15 protein-coding genes are annotated in these 16,040 nt (G+C 67.1%); 6 read left to right on the forward strand and 9 right to left on the reverse strand.

Going from position 1 to position 16,040, the window contains the following annotated elements; all coding sequences use genetic code 11:
* Window positions 1–5: 5 nt before the first annotated feature.
* The 7 genes from tssG to EV672_RS01815 all read right to left on the reverse strand — a co-directional run bounded on the left by tssG (window position 6) and on the right by EV672_RS01815 (window position 7,181).
* Complete coding sequence (tssG, locus tag EV672_RS01785) at window positions 6–1,295, reverse strand: type VI secretion system baseplate subunit TssG (RefSeq protein ID WP_133605855.1); 1,290 nt, start codon at window positions 1,293–1,295, stop codon at window positions 6–8.
* Window positions 1,259–3,196 (reverse strand): type VI secretion system baseplate subunit TssF, encoded by a 1,938-nt coding sequence (gene tssF, locus EV672_RS01790; RefSeq protein ID WP_133605856.1) that lies wholly within the window; start codon window positions 3,194–3,196, stop codon window positions 1,259–1,261. The genes tssG and tssF overlap by 37 nt, the downstream gene beginning before the upstream one ends.
* Before the next feature lie 45 nt (window positions 3,197–3,241).
* On the reverse strand, window positions 3,242–3,733 hold the full coding sequence (gene tssE, locus EV672_RS01795) for a type VI secretion system baseplate subunit TssE (protein ID WP_133605857.1): 492 nt from the start codon (window positions 3,731–3,733) through the stop codon (window positions 3,242–3,244).
* 112 nt (window positions 3,734–3,845) lie between these two features.
* Window positions 3,846–4,382: an Hcp family type VI secretion system effector gene (locus tag EV672_RS01800; RefSeq protein WP_133605858.1), complete on the reverse strand. Its 537-nt coding sequence runs from the start codon at window positions 4,380–4,382 to the stop codon at window positions 3,846–3,848.
* A 65-nt stretch (window positions 4,383–4,447) separates the two neighbouring features.
* Window positions 4,448–5,929 (reverse strand): type VI secretion system contractile sheath large subunit, encoded by a 1,482-nt coding sequence (gene tssC / locus EV672_RS01805; protein WP_133605859.1) that lies wholly within the window; start codon window positions 5,927–5,929, stop codon window positions 4,448–4,450.
* Window positions 5,930–5,932: 3 nt separating this feature from the next.
* Window positions 5,933–6,463: a type VI secretion system contractile sheath small subunit gene (gene tssB / locus EV672_RS01810; protein ID WP_133605860.1), complete on the reverse strand. Its 531-nt coding sequence runs from the start codon at window positions 6,461–6,463 to the stop codon at window positions 5,933–5,935.
* 25 nt (window positions 6,464–6,488) lie between these two features.
* Window positions 6,489–7,181 carry a tetratricopeptide repeat protein gene (locus EV672_RS01815; RefSeq protein WP_133605861.1) on the reverse strand — a complete coding sequence of 231 codons (693 nt, stop codon included), beginning with the start codon at window positions 7,179–7,181 and terminating at the stop codon, window positions 6,489–6,491.
* Window positions 7,182–7,495: 314 nt separating this feature from the next.
* Between EV672_RS01815 and tssJ the strand changes: the two genes are divergently transcribed.
* From tssJ to EV672_RS01835, 4 genes are read left to right on the forward strand one after another with little or no spacing between them, the layout of a single operon-like run.
* Complete coding sequence (gene tssJ / locus EV672_RS01820; RefSeq protein ID WP_133605862.1) at window positions 7,496–8,218, forward strand: type VI secretion system lipoprotein TssJ; 723 nt, start codon at window positions 7,496–7,498, stop codon at window positions 8,216–8,218.
* Between the two features lie 44 nt (window positions 8,219–8,262).
* A complete protein-coding gene (gene tssK / locus EV672_RS01825; RefSeq protein WP_133605863.1) occupies window positions 8,263–9,633 on the forward strand; it encodes a type VI secretion system baseplate subunit TssK in 1,371 nt (456 codons plus the stop codon).
* A gap of 55 nt (window positions 9,634–9,688) precedes the next feature.
* Complete coding sequence (gene icmH / locus EV672_RS01830; RefSeq protein ID WP_208110681.1) at window positions 9,689–10,456, forward strand: type IVB secretion system protein IcmH/DotU; 768 nt, start codon at window positions 9,689–9,691, stop codon at window positions 10,454–10,456.
* A gap of 49 nt (window positions 10,457–10,505) precedes the next feature.
* A complete protein-coding gene (locus EV672_RS01835) occupies window positions 10,506–11,084 on the forward strand; it encodes a DUF2147 domain-containing protein (protein ID WP_133605864.1) in 579 nt (192 codons plus the stop codon).
* Between the two features lie 17 nt (window positions 11,085–11,101).
* Here the strand turns inward: EV672_RS01835 and EV672_RS01840 are convergent, their stop codons facing one another.
* Window positions 11,102–12,481, reverse strand: a complete 1,380-nt coding sequence (locus tag EV672_RS01840; RefSeq protein ID WP_133605865.1) for a replication-associated recombination protein A — start codon at window positions 12,479–12,481, stop codon at window positions 11,102–11,104.
* A gap of 169 nt (window positions 12,482–12,650) precedes the next feature.
* On the opposite strand from EV672_RS01840, the gene EV672_RS19190 reads away from it, so the two are divergent.
* Both EV672_RS19190 and EV672_RS01845 read left to right on the forward strand, forming a co-directional pair.
* Window positions 12,651–12,776: a hypothetical protein gene (locus EV672_RS19190; RefSeq protein ID WP_279536165.1), complete on the forward strand. Its 126-nt coding sequence runs from the start codon at window positions 12,651–12,653 to the stop codon at window positions 12,774–12,776.
* A 400-nt stretch (window positions 12,777–13,176) separates the two neighbouring features.
* The gene (locus EV672_RS01845) at window positions 13,177–15,177 is read left to right on the forward strand and encodes a DEAD/DEAH box helicase (protein WP_208110682.1); all 2,001 of its coding nucleotides are present in this window, start codon (window positions 13,177–13,179) and stop codon (window positions 15,175–15,177) included.
* A 99-nt stretch (window positions 15,178–15,276) separates the two neighbouring features.
* On the opposite strand, the gene lolA is transcribed toward EV672_RS01845, so the two are convergent.
* Window positions 15,277–16,038: an outer membrane lipoprotein periplasmic chaperone LolA gene (lolA, locus tag EV672_RS01850; RefSeq protein WP_243738463.1), complete on the reverse strand. Its 762-nt coding sequence runs from the start codon at window positions 16,036–16,038 to the stop codon at window positions 15,277–15,279.
* Window positions 16,039–16,040 lie beyond the last annotated feature (2 nt).

Genomic DNA, 16,040 nt, shown 5'->3' on the forward strand with positions numbered 1-16,040 from the left:
GGTGTTCAGGCGAAAGCAAAGAGGCGGGGCGCCGGTGTGGTCGAGGTGGCGGTTGCTGGGCGGTCGGCCGCAGCACAGGCAGAAGAAAGCGGCTTCACAGCGGCAGGGCCGCCGGACACCAACGGAGGTTCAGGCTCACCGGGGCGGATGTCGTAATGCACGTCCTGTCTGTCGGACGACGCCGGCTCGGTCAGCAGGAAGGTGTCCCAACCCAGCCGTCCGGACAGGGGCGACCGCTCGGCGTCCAGTGCGCAGCCTCGCACCGCGTCGCGGCACAGCAGCAGTTGCACCTCCACCTCCAGCGCCGGCCCCAGCAACAGGCCCAGCCATTGGTGCAAGGCCTGTGCCCCCGCACCGCCAGGCAGAAAGCGCAAGAAAGGGGTGTGGTCCAGGGGGCCGAGCACAAGGCGAACGCAGAGGTTGCGTTGCCACACGCGTTCGCCCAGCAAGGCCGAGCGGCCCAGCACGCCGGAGCCGCCCGACACCGCCGCACCAGCACCAGCACCAGCACCAGCAACAGCACCAGCAACAGCAGCACCACCCAGCACCGTGCGCCCGGCCTCCGGCACCCGGTACCAGCGCCCCACGAAGGGCTCGATGCGCACCGGCACGCCCAGGTAATGCGACAGCAGGCGCTGCAAGTGCGCCATGGGCAAGGTGCGCTGCTGCAGGATGCCGGAGAAGTACGCCAAGGCCTCGTCGCTGACCCCACCGCGCTCGGCCCCCAACCGGTGCCTCAGGCCCTTGAGGCCCATGCCTGACAAAGCCAACGCTTCGGACACCAACGCGCGCGGCGCGGGTGAGACGCCCTTCGACTCGCGGTGACGCACAGCCTCCTGCTCGTGGCGCAGCGCCAGGCGGTGCTTGCACCAAGCCTGGTAGAAAAGCGTCACCGAGCGGTGGCTGAAGACGTCCAGAAAAGCCCGCGCCGCGGCATGCCGCCCCTTGACCTCCGCCTGGGCCAGCCACTCGGTGTAGAACAGAGGCAAAGCGCCAGACACCCCCAGCAAGCCCAGGCACGCAGGCGTCAGGTCGATGCGCTGCACGCCCTCGGCAGACACCACGCCATCGCCTTGCAAGGGCAGACCCACCACCTCGGGCGAGGTCCAGTGCGCTTGCAGGGATTCGATCTCGCTGGCCGGAAAGCTCAGCGACACCGAGTTGTGGAACTGCACACGCTCCAGCCCCACCCAGCGTTCCAGCAGGCGCACGGCCTGGAAGAAGCCGAACTGCTGCGGCGCATGCAGCAGCTGTGAGATCACAGCAAGGGGCGCGCGCCATGCCGGGGTGGACATGCGATCAACTCCTCGTGGGTGCGTGCGGACAGCACGGTCAGCCGGACGTAGCTGTTGATGTGGACATACAGCCCGAAAAAGTGGTCCAGCACCGTGGCGAACAAGCTCAGGCCCGTGCCCACGAAGCCCTGCTCATCAACGGTGAGGCGCACTTCGGTGCCGCGCACGAAAGTCGCAAACGGCTCACCCGGCAACCAAGCGGTGTCCGGCTTGAACGCGATGGCCACCAAAGCCTCCACCTGGCGGCGGTTGCTGAGGCTGTGCGGCAGGTCGTAGAGTCGCAGCAGCTCCTTGAGCGCGTCGATGCCGCCGCCGGTGAGCGACAAGTGGTTGAGCGACAGGTGCGAGATCAGGCGCCACAACATGCCTTTGTCGCGACGCACCCGCTGGCTGCGCGTGGGCTTGCGCAAGAGCACCACCTCGCGCGCAGGCCCACCACCGCCCATGAACAGGTCGCCACCTGGGGTGCCCGGCGCCAGCAAATGCGGCAAATCACGGTTGGTGGCCAGCACGTCCAGCGAAAGCGTCTCCACCGAGGGCGTGGTGAGGCGCTGGCTGGCGTCCACCAGGGTCAGCAGCAGCTCATGGCCTGGGCTGCGCTCGGCCAGGTCCTCGTCGCGGTGCAATTGCCAGTAGGCGGCGATGGCGCCAGGCGCGCTCGCTGCGCCTTGCGGGCTGAGGCCATCGTCGGCCAGCAAGGCGCCGTGTTGCAACGAAAAGAAGGGCTTGACCTCGTCGATCACGTCACCGTGTGCCGTCTGGCGCACCCGGTACACCCGCTCCAGGGCATGCACTTCGTGGCCATGGGCGCGGCGGCCATCGACCACCACCGCATGGCTGTCCTGCTGGTGGGTGATGCGGATCGGGTCGGCCGCCTGGCGGAACAGGTTGACCACCGGCGCGGCCCCCAGCACGATGTTGTGCACGGCCACCGCCTCCAACAGGCGGCTGGCATCGGCATCGGCGCGCAGCCCGGCCACCAGCACATGCACCGTCAAGCGCGATGCCAAGGCGCCCTCACCCGCGGCGCTTGGCGTAACGCCTGTCGCAAGGCCTGGTGAGGTGGGAACGGAGAACAGCGCCGGCAGGTCCACGAACTGGAACTTGTCCGGGAAGGCGAAGTACTCCGTGAGCAAACGGTAGGCTGGGTGGGAACGGTCGTCCCAATCGATGAGGGCCTCATCTTCGGCAAAGCCCACGCCCTGGGGCAAGGCCGCTTCGCCACCCGCCGCGTGGCGCCAAGGTCGGCCTGCGTCGGTCTGCCACATCACGCCGACGGCCTGGCGGCACAGGGCTTCGCGCAAGGCACTGACCTGGGAGGCCTCGCCGTCCAGGTAAATGCGCAGAGGGGCCGACAAAGCCGCTTGCCACGACAAGGCCGGCGAGAGCTTGTCAAGCGTGATGGACAGCACCGACGTGGCCTGCGGCGGCAAGGGCGTGCCTGCAGGCGCACCCAGGGCATGCCGGAAGCCGACGCTGGCCACGCGCAGGGGCAAGAGCGTGGTCGCCTGGCTGGTGCGGAAGCGGCACGGCACGCCTTTGACCGGGCGCGACGTCAGCTCGGTGCCACGCGGCAGGATGGCAGGCTGGCTCATCTGCAAGGCCTGGGCGCTGAGGTCGAAACGCGCCACAGCGCACGACGGGAACGGGCGCAGGTAGTGAGGGTACAGCACCTCCAGCAGGGCTTCGGTGAACAGCGGGAAGTCGTCGTCCAGGCGCTTGTGGACGCGCGCGGACAGCAGCGCGAAAGACTCCATCAGGCGCTCGACGTGCGGGTCATCGCCCACATCCCCGGAGAGCTGCAAGCGCCCAGCGATCTTGGGGTAGCGCTGTGCGAAATCGGCCGCGCGGGTGCGCAGGAAGGCCAACTCGCGTTCGTAATGGGGCAGGAGGTCGTCCATGGAACGGCAGGGGACGGTGAAGGGCGTTGACCGACCGAGCAAGGCTCAAGCGGCGTGCATGAAGCGGGACTGGGTGACGTGGTAGCGCGAGGCCGCGGGCATGAGCACCGCGTCAAAGCTCACGCCTTCTTTCAGAGGGGTCACGACCAGCATCGCGCGGACGGTGAACTGCAGGGCCGTGCCGGTGCTCGCATCCAAACGGAAATCGACGCTCACATGGCGCAGGCGGGGCTCGTGGCGCTCAATGGCCTGGGTCAGGCTGCGCGCGATGTGGCGCTGGTCCTCTGAGCTGGCCAGCACGCGGGAAGCGAAATCGCGCACACCGAAACTCAGCACGGAGCGACGCGCGTGAGGCCCCAAGGCCTCGCTGTCTGCATGCAGCGCAGTGCGCGTGTTCAAGAGACGTTCCAGGTCGGCTGCCACGGCGTCACGCAACTGGTCGAGCGTGTACGTGGGCATCACGCCATCTGGCACGTCCTGATGCGCACCCAGCAGGCGATCGAACAGGCTGCGGCGGATCCGCAAGGAGGATGACATCCGGGGCTCCAAGGGCAGAAAAAAAGCATCCGACGCACCATCCGCCGGATGCAAAACCTGATCCCCCGGGGTCCACACCGACCCCAGGTTTGACGCCTGACTCAGGTCAGACTCAGTTCGGCGCGTCGAACGCGGCCTTGTTGGTGGCCAGGCTCCAGGAAGCGACTTGACCCGGCTTGGACTTGCCGTCCATGGTCTGCTGGGTGTAGGTCCACTGGACAGCGGAGTAGCGCAAGCCGAAAGTTTCTGTCGGCAGGCCTTCCGACTCGACCTGAGGCACCACCTGCGAGATCAGCACCTTCTTCAGCTGGATCTTGAGGTACAGCACGCGGTCATTGGTGCCGTTGGCGCGCATGAAGTGGATTTCCACGTCGTCGTACAGCGTACCGGCCGAGCAAGCCTCCCACAGTTGAGGACTGACCAAGTCCAGGTCCTTGGTGAAGATCATTTCGCCGTGCTCGCAGCGCTCGGCGGTGTGACCACCCGCGGTCGACGCCGTGGCCGACTTGGGCTGGCGGATGATGTGGTTCCAGCTGATGGCTTCGAACCAGGGCGCAGCGTGCTGGGTGCCAGCACCGGCATCACGCGATTCGCCCTTGATTTCCTTGCCGTTCAGCGGCTTGCCGAACTTGATGTAGATGTCTTTCATGATTCACTCCTGTGTTGTTGTGCCGCCGCGGATGCCTCCACCCGCGGTCGAGCTGGTGGGAAAGGTCACTTCGAGCCTTGCGGCAACTCGGCAACCAGACGCAGCGACACCGACAGTTCGTCCAGCTGGTAATGCGGGCGCACAAAAGCCACCGCGCGGTACGAGCCGGGGCGCCCCGGGACTTCGCTGACTTCGACGCTGGCCTCACGCAGCGGCTTCTGGGCACGGATCTCCTGAGAGGCGTCCTGCGCATCCACCACGTACTGCATCAGCCAGTTGTGCAAATAGCGCTCGACGTCCAGCGTGTTGGCGAAGCTGCCCACCTTGTCGCGCATCATGGCTTTCATGTAGTGCGCAATGCGGCAGACCGCGAACATGTACTGGAGTTGAGCCGACAGGGCCGCATTGGCATTGGCCGCATCGCTGTCGTACTTCTTGGCCTTCTGGGCCGACTGCGCACCAAAGAAGGCGGCGTAGTCCGTGTTCTTGCAATGCACCAGGGGGATGAAGCCCAGGTCGCTGAGCTCCTTCTCGCGGCGGTCGGTGATGGCGACCTCGGTGGGGCATTTCAGCGCGATCTCGCCGTCGTCCGTCTTGAAGGTGTGGGTGGGCAGGTCTTCGACCAGGCCACCGCCCTCGACGCCACGGATGGCGGCGCACCAGCCGTACTGCTCGAAGGCCGCCGTCAGCCTCGTGCCCATGGCGTAGGCGGTGTTGACCCACAGGTAGCGGCTGTGGTCGCTGCCATCGACCTCTTCGACGAAATTGAAGCCCTCGGTGCTGGTGCCTTCCTTGGGGTCGTAAGGCAGGCGACCGAGGAAACGCGGCACGGTCAGGCCCACGTAGCGGGCGTCTTCCGATTCGCGGAAGGACTTCCACTTGGCGTAGTCCACCGTGTCGAAGACCTTGGCCAGATCGCGGGGTTTGCCCAGCTCGGTGAAGGCTTCGAGGCCAAAGAGCTCGGCCGAGGCAGAGGAGATGAAAGGTGCATGGGCGGCGGCCGCCACATGGGCCATCTGCTCCACGAAGAACATGTCTTCTGCGCCTCGGCCGATTTCATAGTCGCCGATCAGGGCACCGAAGGGCGCGCCACCGAAGGTGCCGAACTCTTCCTCATAGACCTTCTTGAACAGCGTGGACTGGTCGAAGTCGATGGCGGTCTTGAAGTCCTTGACCATGTCCTTCTTGGTGGCGTTGAGCAGCTTGATTTTCAGGCGCTCGCCGGTGGACGTCTGCTTGCAGAGGTACTGCAGGCCGGTCCAGGTGGACTCCAGCTTCTGGAACTCGGGCGCGTGCATGACGGCGCTGAGCTGGGCCGAGATCAGGCGGTCGATGTCGGCGATGCGCGCATCGATGCTGGCCGAGAGGTTGTCCGACACCGTCACGGTGCCCGCCATCACTTCGCGGACGAGCTCACCGATGATGTCCTTGGCGCGGGCATGCTCGACCTCTGTCTTGGCGACCTTGCTGCGCGCGACGATGTCATCGAGCAGGCTCTGGGCTTCGGCGGCCGCAGGCTGGCCATGGGGTTGCAGTTGGGCGCTCATGGTTCACTCCTGATGGGTGGTGTCGGAGGCCACCTGGGCCTCGGCTTCCAGCAGGCGGCGCTGCTCGGTGTTGCCCAGCACTTCGCCCAGGGCGTCTTCCAGCTTTTCGTTGCCGGCCAGCTTGTTGCGCAGGTCGGAGAGCTTGGTGCGCGCCTCCAGCAGCTTGCGCAGGGGCTCGACCTGCTGCACCACGGCCTCGGGGCGGAAGTCGTCCATGCCCTCGAAGTCCAGGTTCACGGCGAACTCGCCACCTTCGGGCGACAACAGGTTGGGCACGCGGTAGCTGGCACGTGGCGCCATGCCGGCCATGACCTCGTCAAAGTTGTCCATGTCGATCTGGACGAACTTGCGGTCCTTGAGCTTGGCCAAGGGCTTGTCAGGATCGGGCTGGCCGGTGAAATCCGCCATCACGCCCATCACGAAGGGAATTTCCTTTTGCTCGATGGCATCCCCGACTTCCACGTCGTACGTGAGCTGAACGCGGGGTGGGCGAACGCGCCCCAGGCGCTGTTGAACGCTGTCTTTCTTGGCCATGGCCGGACTCCTTGATTGAACGGGTTTACTGCAAAGCCCCAAAGGGGTTGGTGCGCGCGGAGGGAACAGGGGACGGTGCCTGCGTGGGCCGCGGTGCAGCGACCGGCGCTGCGGCAGGCACAGCACCCGGGGCCTGAGACACCGGCGCTGCGGGGCGGGGCCGCACGACAGCGCCCCGGGCGCGGCCATTGCCGGCGACCGGGCCGGCGGCAGGGGCAGACGCCTGCGCGGGCGCAGACGCGGCCGGAGCCGACAGCAAGATGGGTTCGCCCAGGGCCTCGTGGATGATGCGGGCGACGCTCTCGGCCTCGCTGCGGGTCGAGCCATTGACCTCGTTGACCTTGCGCAACTGCTCCAGCGCCTGGGCGCTGACCCGCAAGCCGCTGACGGCCAGGATGCTCTGCGCGGTGAGGTCGCGCACATCGCGCTGCAGCACCTCCTGGGCCTCGGTGATGGCCAGCCCGTACTGGCGCGCCTCGAAGTGGATCTGCGCCTTCTTCAGCCACGGCTGCTTGGCAGCCGGGTCCACCTGGATGGCACTGTCGAGTTGAGCCAGGGCCTGGTCGGTCTGGCCCTGCTTGAGGGCCTTGTCGGCCGCGGCCATGCGTTCATCGACCTTCTCCTGCAGCGCCAGCTTGTCGGTGACGCCAGACTTGCCCGACATCGAGCCGCAACCCGCCAACACCGTGACCGCCGCCGCGCTGGCGAGCAGCGCCATCCACCTGTGACCGGCACGCGGACGCACCCCCAAATGGGCCGCGCCCACAAGCGCACGGCTCTTGTCATTCGAATGCAATCGAACACTCCCTGATGGTTCAAATGTCGGCACCGGCTTCATGTTGAGTCGGTTGCCTTTGCGGCGGATTAGAGCCGAATTCAGAGGTCGTGCATTCCCCCATTGGAGGGTGATTTACAGACTCTTGCATTCGGTTGCATGTGCGCTCCCCTCTTGTGGGGGGACGCCGCCAAAGAAGCCACCGCAGCTGCCTACACTACGCGCGGCGATGGGCGCAGCTTGCCCCGCACACACACATGAACCCAGGGATCCACGGACGCTTTTCAGCGGCCCCGGCCGCATCGTTGCTGGCTGGGCGCCTGACGCTGCTACTGGCGTCGTGCCTGGCGTCGTGCGCATCGGCACCACCGATCACCGATGCGGTGAGCGCCGCGGGCACGGCCGGCGCAACAGGCGCAGAGGCCCCGAGCGGGGTCATGGGTTTGCTGGGCTCGGTGGCCGACAAGGCCCTGGAAGTCACCGGCATCAAGGCGCCCGCCAAGCTGCCGGACAACCTGCCTGACAGCGTCCTGCCCGACCGCCGCATCCGCTGGCAACTGCACGCGAGCAGCTCACTGAACGCGACCGACAACGGCCAGCCCCTGGGGCTCGTCACGCGCATCTTCAAGCTGCGCAACCCTGACAGCTTCCTGCAAGCCCAGGCGGACGTCTTCGGCGACCCGGCCCGGGAAAAACAAGCCCTGGGCGATGACCTGGTGGCCGTGCGGGAAGTGCAACTCGTGCCCGGCCAGCACCACGAGGCCACCGACAAGGTCGCGCGCGATGTGCCCTACGTCGGCATCGTGGCGCTCTACCGCCGTCCAGCAGCTGGCCGATGGCGTTACGCCTTCAAGGCGGCCGACGCCGAACTCGGTGGGCTGTCGCTGGGTGCGCACGCCTGCGCCCTCAGCGTGCAATCAGGCACCCCCGTGGGCCAGGCGGCAGGCAGCGCGCGCTCGGTCGCGGTGAGCTGCCCCTGACATCGCACACGCACTGACACCACATCCAGCAAGGAGTACCGCCCATGATCCCGTCTGCCAAGGTCCTGTGGGGCGAAGGCTTGTTCCTGAGGCCCCAGCATTTCCAGCAACAGGACGCTTACCACGAGTGGCGGCTGGCCCAAAGCATGCGCGCCTTGCATCCCTACGCCTGGGGCGTGCGACATCTCAAGGTCGATGCCGATGCACTGCAAGCTGGGCGGCTGCACCTGCTGGAGCTGCAAGTGGTCTTCCCCGACGGCGAACTGCTGAACGCGCCCGCCGAAGACGAGTTGCCGCCGCCCATCGACCTGGGCAGCCTCGGCCAGAGCCCCTCCGATGTGCATGCCGAGGGCAGCACGCTGGCCTTCCACCTGGCCATGGCCCCCGTGCGCCACCAGGGCAGCAACCTGGCGGCGACCCAGGAAGAGGCCGACACGGCCGTGCGTTACCACCGCGTCGCGCAGCACATCGGCGATGGTTACACGGCGGCGGTGTCGGCGGAGGTCGTCACGCTGCACAAGTCGGTGCGGCTGCTGTCCGAGCCAGTACCCCGCTCGCACCTCATGAGCCTGCCGCTGCTGCGGCTCAAGCGGACCTCTGCGGGTGGCTTCGAGCTGGACGGGCGCTTCATGCCGCCCTGCGTGCACATCCAGTCTTCGCCGATGTTGTCCCTGCACCTGCGGCGCCTGCTGGAAGTGCTGCAGGCCAAGGTCGATGCGCTGTACGGCATGCACCGCGAGCCTTCGCGCAACGTCATCGAGTTCCGCTCGGGCGATGTGGCCTCGTTCTGGCTGCTGCACACGGCCAGCACGGCGCTGGCAGGCCTGAGCCACCTGGCCCGCCACCCGGCCCTGCACCCCGAGCGCCTGTTCGAGAAACTGCTGGAGCTGGCCGGGGCGCTGATGACTTTCTCGAAAACGTTCACGCTGGCCGACCTGCCCAGCTACGACCACCAGCAGCCGGGACCGGGCTTTCAGCGCCTCGACCAGATCCTGCGGGAGCTGCTGGAAACCGTCATCTCCACGCGCTGCTTCGCGATCGCGCTGCAAGAGCGCATCCCGTCCTTCCACCACGGCCAACTGGCGTCGGAGCAGATCACCCAGGGCACCCAGTTCTTCCTGGGCGTGAGCGCGGCCATGCCACCGGCCGAGCTCGTCGAGGTGGTGCCGCAGCGCTTCAAGGTCGGTGCGCCGGACGATGTGGACAAGCTTGTGCTGTCGGCCATGCCCGGCGTGCGCCTGGTGCATGCGCCCCAAGTGCCGGCCGCCGTGCCGGTTCGCCCTGGCAGCTATTACTTCAGCCTGGAGCCCCGCGGCAGCCTGTACGAGCGCATGCTGCAGGCGCAAGCCCTCACGCTTTACGCACCCACCGGCATCCAGGACCTGCGCCTGGAGCTGGTCGCGGTGAACGCCTGAAAGGCACGCTCCCATGATGTCTTCATCGCCCGCATCCCCTTCATCGCCATCCTTGATGAGCGAACCGACACCGCGCACCGCCGTGGCCACAGCGCCGCCTCAGCCCGCGTCCGCCCCCATGCCGGCGCGCCTGCTGGACCTGATGTACGACGGCTTTTACCTGCTGTTCCTGGTCAAGGGCAAGCACGCCCCGCAGGATGCCGACGTCTTCCGCGACCGCCTCAAGCAGTTCCTGACGCAGTTCGAGCGCGGTGCCGGCAAGCTGGGCGCGTCCACCGAAGACATCTACGCGTGCAAGTACGCCTATTGCGCGACGGTGGACGAGGCCATCCTGACCTCTGGCTTCAAGGTGCGCGACAGCTGGCAGCGCTTGCCGCTGCAAGTGCAGTTGTTCGGCGAGCAACTCGCCGGCGAGCAGTTCTTCCAGAAGCTCGAAGAACTGCGGCAGCAGGGCCTGCCCCGGCTGCAGGCGCTGGAGGTGTTCCAGATGTGCCTGTTGCTGGGCTTTCAGGGCAAGTACCTCATCGAGGGCACGGAGAAGCTGGGTTACCTGACCGCCCGCCTGGGCGACGAGATCGCCCGCATGAAGGGGCAGAGCGTGGGCTTTGCGCCGCACTGGGCCGCACCCGACCGCATCCGCCACCAGCTGCGTCACCAGGTGCCTCTGTGGGTGGTCGGCGCGGTGTTCGGCGCGATGGCCTTGCTGGCCTTCACAGGGCTGCGCTGGCAGCTGGGCGAACACACGCAGGTGGCCCTGGGCGCTTACCACCACGTGGTGCAACTGGCGCCCCAGGTGGCGAACATCACGGTGACGCTGCCTTGATGTTGCACGAACTCTGCAATCATTGGGGTTTTTGCGCGACAATCTGTGCATGCGTGCCTCACACCCCACATTCAGCAATACAGCCCAGACCACCTCCCGCACGGTTCAGGTCCGCGCCCCGCGCGGCGGCCTGCGTTCAAGCGCGGGCTCGCCCATCTGGCGCCCGCTGAGCGCTGCGTTCCTGCCTTTGCTCCTGTCCTTGGTACTGCTCCTTGGCAGCCAGGGCACGGCCTGGGCCCAGAGCACGCCTGCGGGCGAGTGGCAGACCATCGACGACCACTCCGGCAAGGCCGTGTCCCACGTGGTGGTGAAAGAGGTCGGCAAGACCTTGCAAGGCAGCATCACCCGCATCCTCGACCCCAACAAGGTCAACCTCCAATGCGAGGCTTGCGAGGGTCCGCTGCGCGATGCGCCCTTCATCGGTCTGACGATCATCCAGGGCGTGGGGAGCGTCCCCACCGAACCCCTGACCTGGGAAGGCGGCCACATCCTCGATCCCAAGAGCGGTCGCAGTTACCGCGTCCGCCTGCGCCTCAAGGACGAGGGCCAGACGATGGAAGTGCGTGGCTATTTCGGCTCGCCGTACTTCGGTCGCACGCAGATCTGGCGTCGGGTGACGGCGCCGTGAGTTGGCGCGACCGCTGATCAGTCGCTGGCGTCTTTGTCGGGGTCCGCACGCCCGTCTGCGGCCAAGGTACGCAACTGCGCCACGCGGTCCGAAATCTTGATCTCCAGACCGCGGGGCACCGGCTGGTAGAAGGCCTGCGGCGCCATGCCGTCGGGGAAATAGCGCTCGCCGGCGGCCACCGCATCGGGCTCGTCGTGGGCATAGCGGTAGCCCTCGCCGTGCCCCAGCGTCTTCATCAGCTTGGTGGGCGCGTTGCGCAGGTGCATGGGCACGGGGCGCGTGGTGTCTTGCTTGACCCAGGCGCGCACGGCCTTGTACGCCGTGTAGGCCGCGTTGCTCTTGGGCGCGATGGCCAGGTAAATCACGCATTCGGCCAGGGTCAGCTCGCCTTCGGGTGAGCCCAGGCGCTCGTAGGTTTCGGCGGCATCGAGGGCCATGCGCAGGGCGCGCGGGTCGGCCAGGCCGATGTCTTCGCTGGCCATGCGGATGAGCCGGCGCACGATGTAGCGCGGGTCCACGCCGCCATCGAGCATGCGCACCAGCCAGTAGAGCGCGGCGTCGGGGTCCGAGCCGCGCACCGATTTGTGCAGCGCCGAGATGGTGTCGTAGAACTGGTCGCCACCCTTGTCGTAGCGGCGCAGTTGCTCGCCCAGGGCGCGCTGCAGCAGGGCCTCGTCGATCAGGGCGTGGCCCTTGAGCATGCCGCTCAAGGTCTCGTAGGTGTTGAGCACGCGGCGCGCATCGCCATCGGCATAGGCGATCAGGCGGGCGCGGGCGTCCGGCGTGAGCTCAGGACCCGACAAGGCCTGTTGGCCACGCTGCAACAGCGCCGCCATGGCGTCCTCTTCCACCGCGCGCAGCACATGCACCGTGGCCCGCGACAGCAAGGCGGCGTTGACTTCGAACGAGGGGTTCTCGGTCGTGGCGCCGATGAAGGTGAACAGGCCGGATTCGACGTGCGGCAGGAAGGCGTCCTGCTGGGCCTTGTTGAAGCGGTGCACCTCGTCCACGAACACGATGGTGCGGCGACCGTTGCGGCGCACGGCCTGCGCCTGCTCGACGGCCTCGCGGATGTCCTTGACGCCCCCCAGCACCGCCGAAATCGCCAGGAACTGCGCGTCAAAGGCATGGGCCATCAGGCGCGCCAGCGTGGTCTTGCCCACGCCGGGGGGGCCCCACAGGATCATCGAATGCGGCTGGCCAGACTCGAAAGCCACGCGCACCGGCTGACCCGGTCCGAGCAAGTGGTCTTGGCCGACCACCTCGTCGAGCGTGCGGGGGCGCAGTCGTTCGGCCAGCGGGGCATGGCTGGCAGCCGCGCTGTCATCGGCGCCCGGCTTGGCGTGCGCCCGCCGGTCGGGGTGCTCTGGCAAGTCGAGGGACAGGTTGTCTTGCATGGGGAGATTGTCGCCGCGTGGCGGGCCAACATCGAAAGCCAGAAAAATGACAGTTTGATGAAGGTAAACACTGATTTGAACCTTTCGCGACAGGCGCATCCTTGAGGCTCACACCGGCGCTCGTTCACGGTCGGCTTCCCCCATTTGAGAAGGAAAGCTGAGGTCCCCCATGTTGACATTGACCATCCTTGCCCTGGTCACCATCCCCATGCTGATCGACCTGGGGCTGCGCGGTCGCCACCAGACGATCGAGCTCTCCATGATGCGCACGGGCACGACACTGGACAAACCCTGATATTTGCGCCACAATGAGCGTCTTCGTTCTTCAGAGGACGAAGTTTTCCGTTCATCCCCTCTGACCTTTTTCAAGCCAGGTCGTGGCAGCAACCTCGGAGACACCTCCGGCGCGTTGCCCACAGACCTGAAGCGACGGCGCAGTCCGGGCACAGCCCGCGATGCTCAGATCGTGTCTTGAGTTCCGGTTGGCGGCGATGCCGTCGCTTTCACCGACTCAACGTGGTCATCCACCGCCAGGGCTCGTCAGCCCGCGGTCGTCACGAGGTCTGGACACGAATCCCAGCGACTCCACCCTGGCCGCGGCCAGCCGGCAACTTTGCCGCAACCGCGCCATGGCGTTTCTGACCCCATTTTTCATCCGGGGTCGGCAGCGCATTGCTTTGCTTGAAAGACGTCACATGACTGATTCCTCCCGCGATCAAGAGATCAACCCCATCGCCTCGACCGAAGGCGGCACCGAGACCATTGCCAACGTGGACGCCCACAGCGCTTCGCTGATCGACGCCCTCGCCCGCCGCATCCAGGCCGAAGGCAGCGATGCCGAGTTCGGTGCCGCCGATGAAGCCGACGACAGCACCCCCGCCGAACCCGAAGGCCCCGGCTTTGGCGCCCTGGGCCTGAGCGAGCCGCTGTTGCGCTCCCTGCGCGATTCTGGCTACACCCAGCCCACCACCGTGCAGGTGCAAGCCATCCCCGCCGCCATCAAGGGCGTTGACCTGATGGTCGCCTCCAGCACCGGCTCGGGCAAGACCGCCGCGTTCATGCTGCCCGCGCTAGAGCGCCTCATTGTCGCAGCACGTGGCGAAGGCAAGCGCCGCATCCAAGGCCCGCGCATCCTGGTGCTGGCCCCCACGCGTGAACTCGCCATGCAGGTCGCCAAGGCCGCTTCGACTTACGGCAACCACATGCAGGGTCTGCGCGTGGCCACCATCGTCGGTGGCGTGCCTTACGGCTACCAGCTCAGGGCCCTGAAGGGCCCGCTGGACGTGCTGATCGCCACCCCTGGCCGCCTGCTCGACCACATCGGCACCGGCGCCGCCGTGCTGAGCAGCGTCGAAACGCTGGTGCTGGACGAAGCCGACCGCATGCTGGACATGGGCTTCATCGAAGACATCGAACAGATCGCCGAAGCCATTCCGGCTGACCGCCAGACCCTGATGTTCTCGGCCACTTTCGCCGGCCACGTGGGCCAGCTGGCCCAGCGCCTGACGCGCGACGCCATGCGCATCGAAGTGGCTTCGCACACCGACAGCCACGACAACATCGAGCAGCGCCTGCACCTGGCCGATTCGCTGTCCCACAAGAACGACCTGCTGGACCACCTGCTGACCACCAAGGAAGTCGATCAGGCCGTGGTGTTCACCAGCACCCAGCGTGACGCCGACATCCTGGCCGACCGCCTGGCCGACATGGGCCACGCCGTCGCCGCACTGCACGGTGGCATGCCCCAAGGCCGCCGCAACCGCGTGCTGCAAGCCCTGCGCTCGCGCGAGTTGCGCGTGCTGGTGGCCACCGACGTCGCCGCCCGCGGCATCGACGTGCCCACGATCACCCACGTGATCAACTACGGCATGCCCATGAAGGCCGAGGACTATGTGCACCGCATCGGTCGCACGGGCCGTGCCGGTCGCTCCGGCCTGGCCGTGACGCTGGCCGAGCGCCGCGACATCCCGATGGTGCGCCGCATCGAGCGCTTCACCACGCAGCGCATCCCCGAGTCGGCGATCGCCGGCCTGGAGCCCAAGACCAAGATCATGGCCGACAAGGGTGGCCCGCGCCGCGACAAGCCGATGCCCGGCTACGGTCGCCGTGACGACCGCGGCCAGCGCTTCGGCGGCGGCGGCTACGGTGGCGACCGCGGTGGTGACCGTGGTGGCTTCGGTGGCGGTCAGCGCGACGGCGGTTGGGGCGAGCCCCGCGGCTTCGCACCCCGCGAAGACCGTGGCGACAACCGTGGCTTCACGCCGCGCGAGGAGCGCCCGTCCTTCAAGCCCAACCACGACCCGCGCTTTGAAGGCCAGGGCCGTCCGTCGGAAGACCGAGGCTTCGCACCGCGCGAAGAGCGCAGCTTCGGTGGCCCGCGCTCTGACGACCGTGGCCCGGCCAAGTCCTTCGGCAACAAGCCTTTCGGTGCCAAGCCTTTCGGCGGCAAGCCTTTCGGTGACCGCAGTTTTGGCGACCGCCCCCAAGGCGACCGTCCCTTCGGTGACAAGCCCTTTGGCGACAAGTCGTTCGGCGGCAAGCCGGCTGGCAAGTCCTTCGGTGGCAAGCCCTCCTTCGGCGGCGAGCGCTCGTTCGGCGACAAGCCTGCCTTTGGCGCCAAGCCCGGCTTCAAGTCGGGTGGTCCCAAGCCTGGCTTCGGCGGCAAGCGCCCCGGCTTTGGCAAGCGCGAAGGCTGATCCAGCCTGAGCTGAGGGCAACGGCGGGGATGTCCCTGCCGCCCTCACCGACCTGACCTCACCCGGACGGCGCGAACGTCGTCAGGGTGAGCGTCAAGGTCAAGGTTGCGCCAGCACGTCGGCCCCCTTGGGCGGCGTGAACTGGAAGCGATCGGCCGCCACCTTGGCGTGCGGCTCGAACTGCGTGAATGTCAGGCGCGAACGTTGCCCGAAGCTGTCGAGGATCTCCAGCTCGGCCAGTTGTCCTTGACGGAAGCCCACGCGCACCGACTGGAACTGCCCTTCCTTGTGACGAGGACGGGCCTCCACCCAACTCAAGGCCACTGTCGCTGTGGACGCCCCCGAGGGCGCCACGGCCGACGGTGCCATCGCTTTTGTTGCCTGTTGAGCCGTCGGGGTCGCGGACGCCGCACCCGACGAGGACACAGCCACGATCGCATCCGATGGCACTTGGCTCAGCACGAAGTCTTTGTCCAGTGAACCACCGGCCAGCAAGGCCGCCGGCGTGGCGCCCAGGGCCTGGCCCATGGGGCGCACCGTGACCTGGTTGAGGTCGGCGTCGTACAGCCACACCTGCTTGCCATCGCCCACGATGAGCTGCTCCATCGGCGCCGTGTAGGCGAAGCGGAAGCGGTTGGGCCGCAAGAACTCCAGCGTGCCGGCGGACTTGCGCGTCTTTTTGCCATCGGGCGAAGTCACGGTCTGCGTGAAGCTGCCGCGCCCGGACTGCACCTCTTTGACGAAGGCACGCAGCTGCGCCACGGCATCCTGATCGCGGGGTGCGGCAGCTGTCGCTGCCCCCGCGTTGGCACAGGTCACGGCCAGGGCCGCACCACACATCCACAAAGCTGTTGTCGCCATGC

Origin of the sequence: Aquabacterium commune, assembly GCF_004362855.1 — a bacterium.
In the GTDB taxonomy this organism is placed as follows: domain Bacteria; phylum Pseudomonadota; class Gammaproteobacteria; order Burkholderiales; family Burkholderiaceae_C; genus Aquabacterium; species Aquabacterium commune.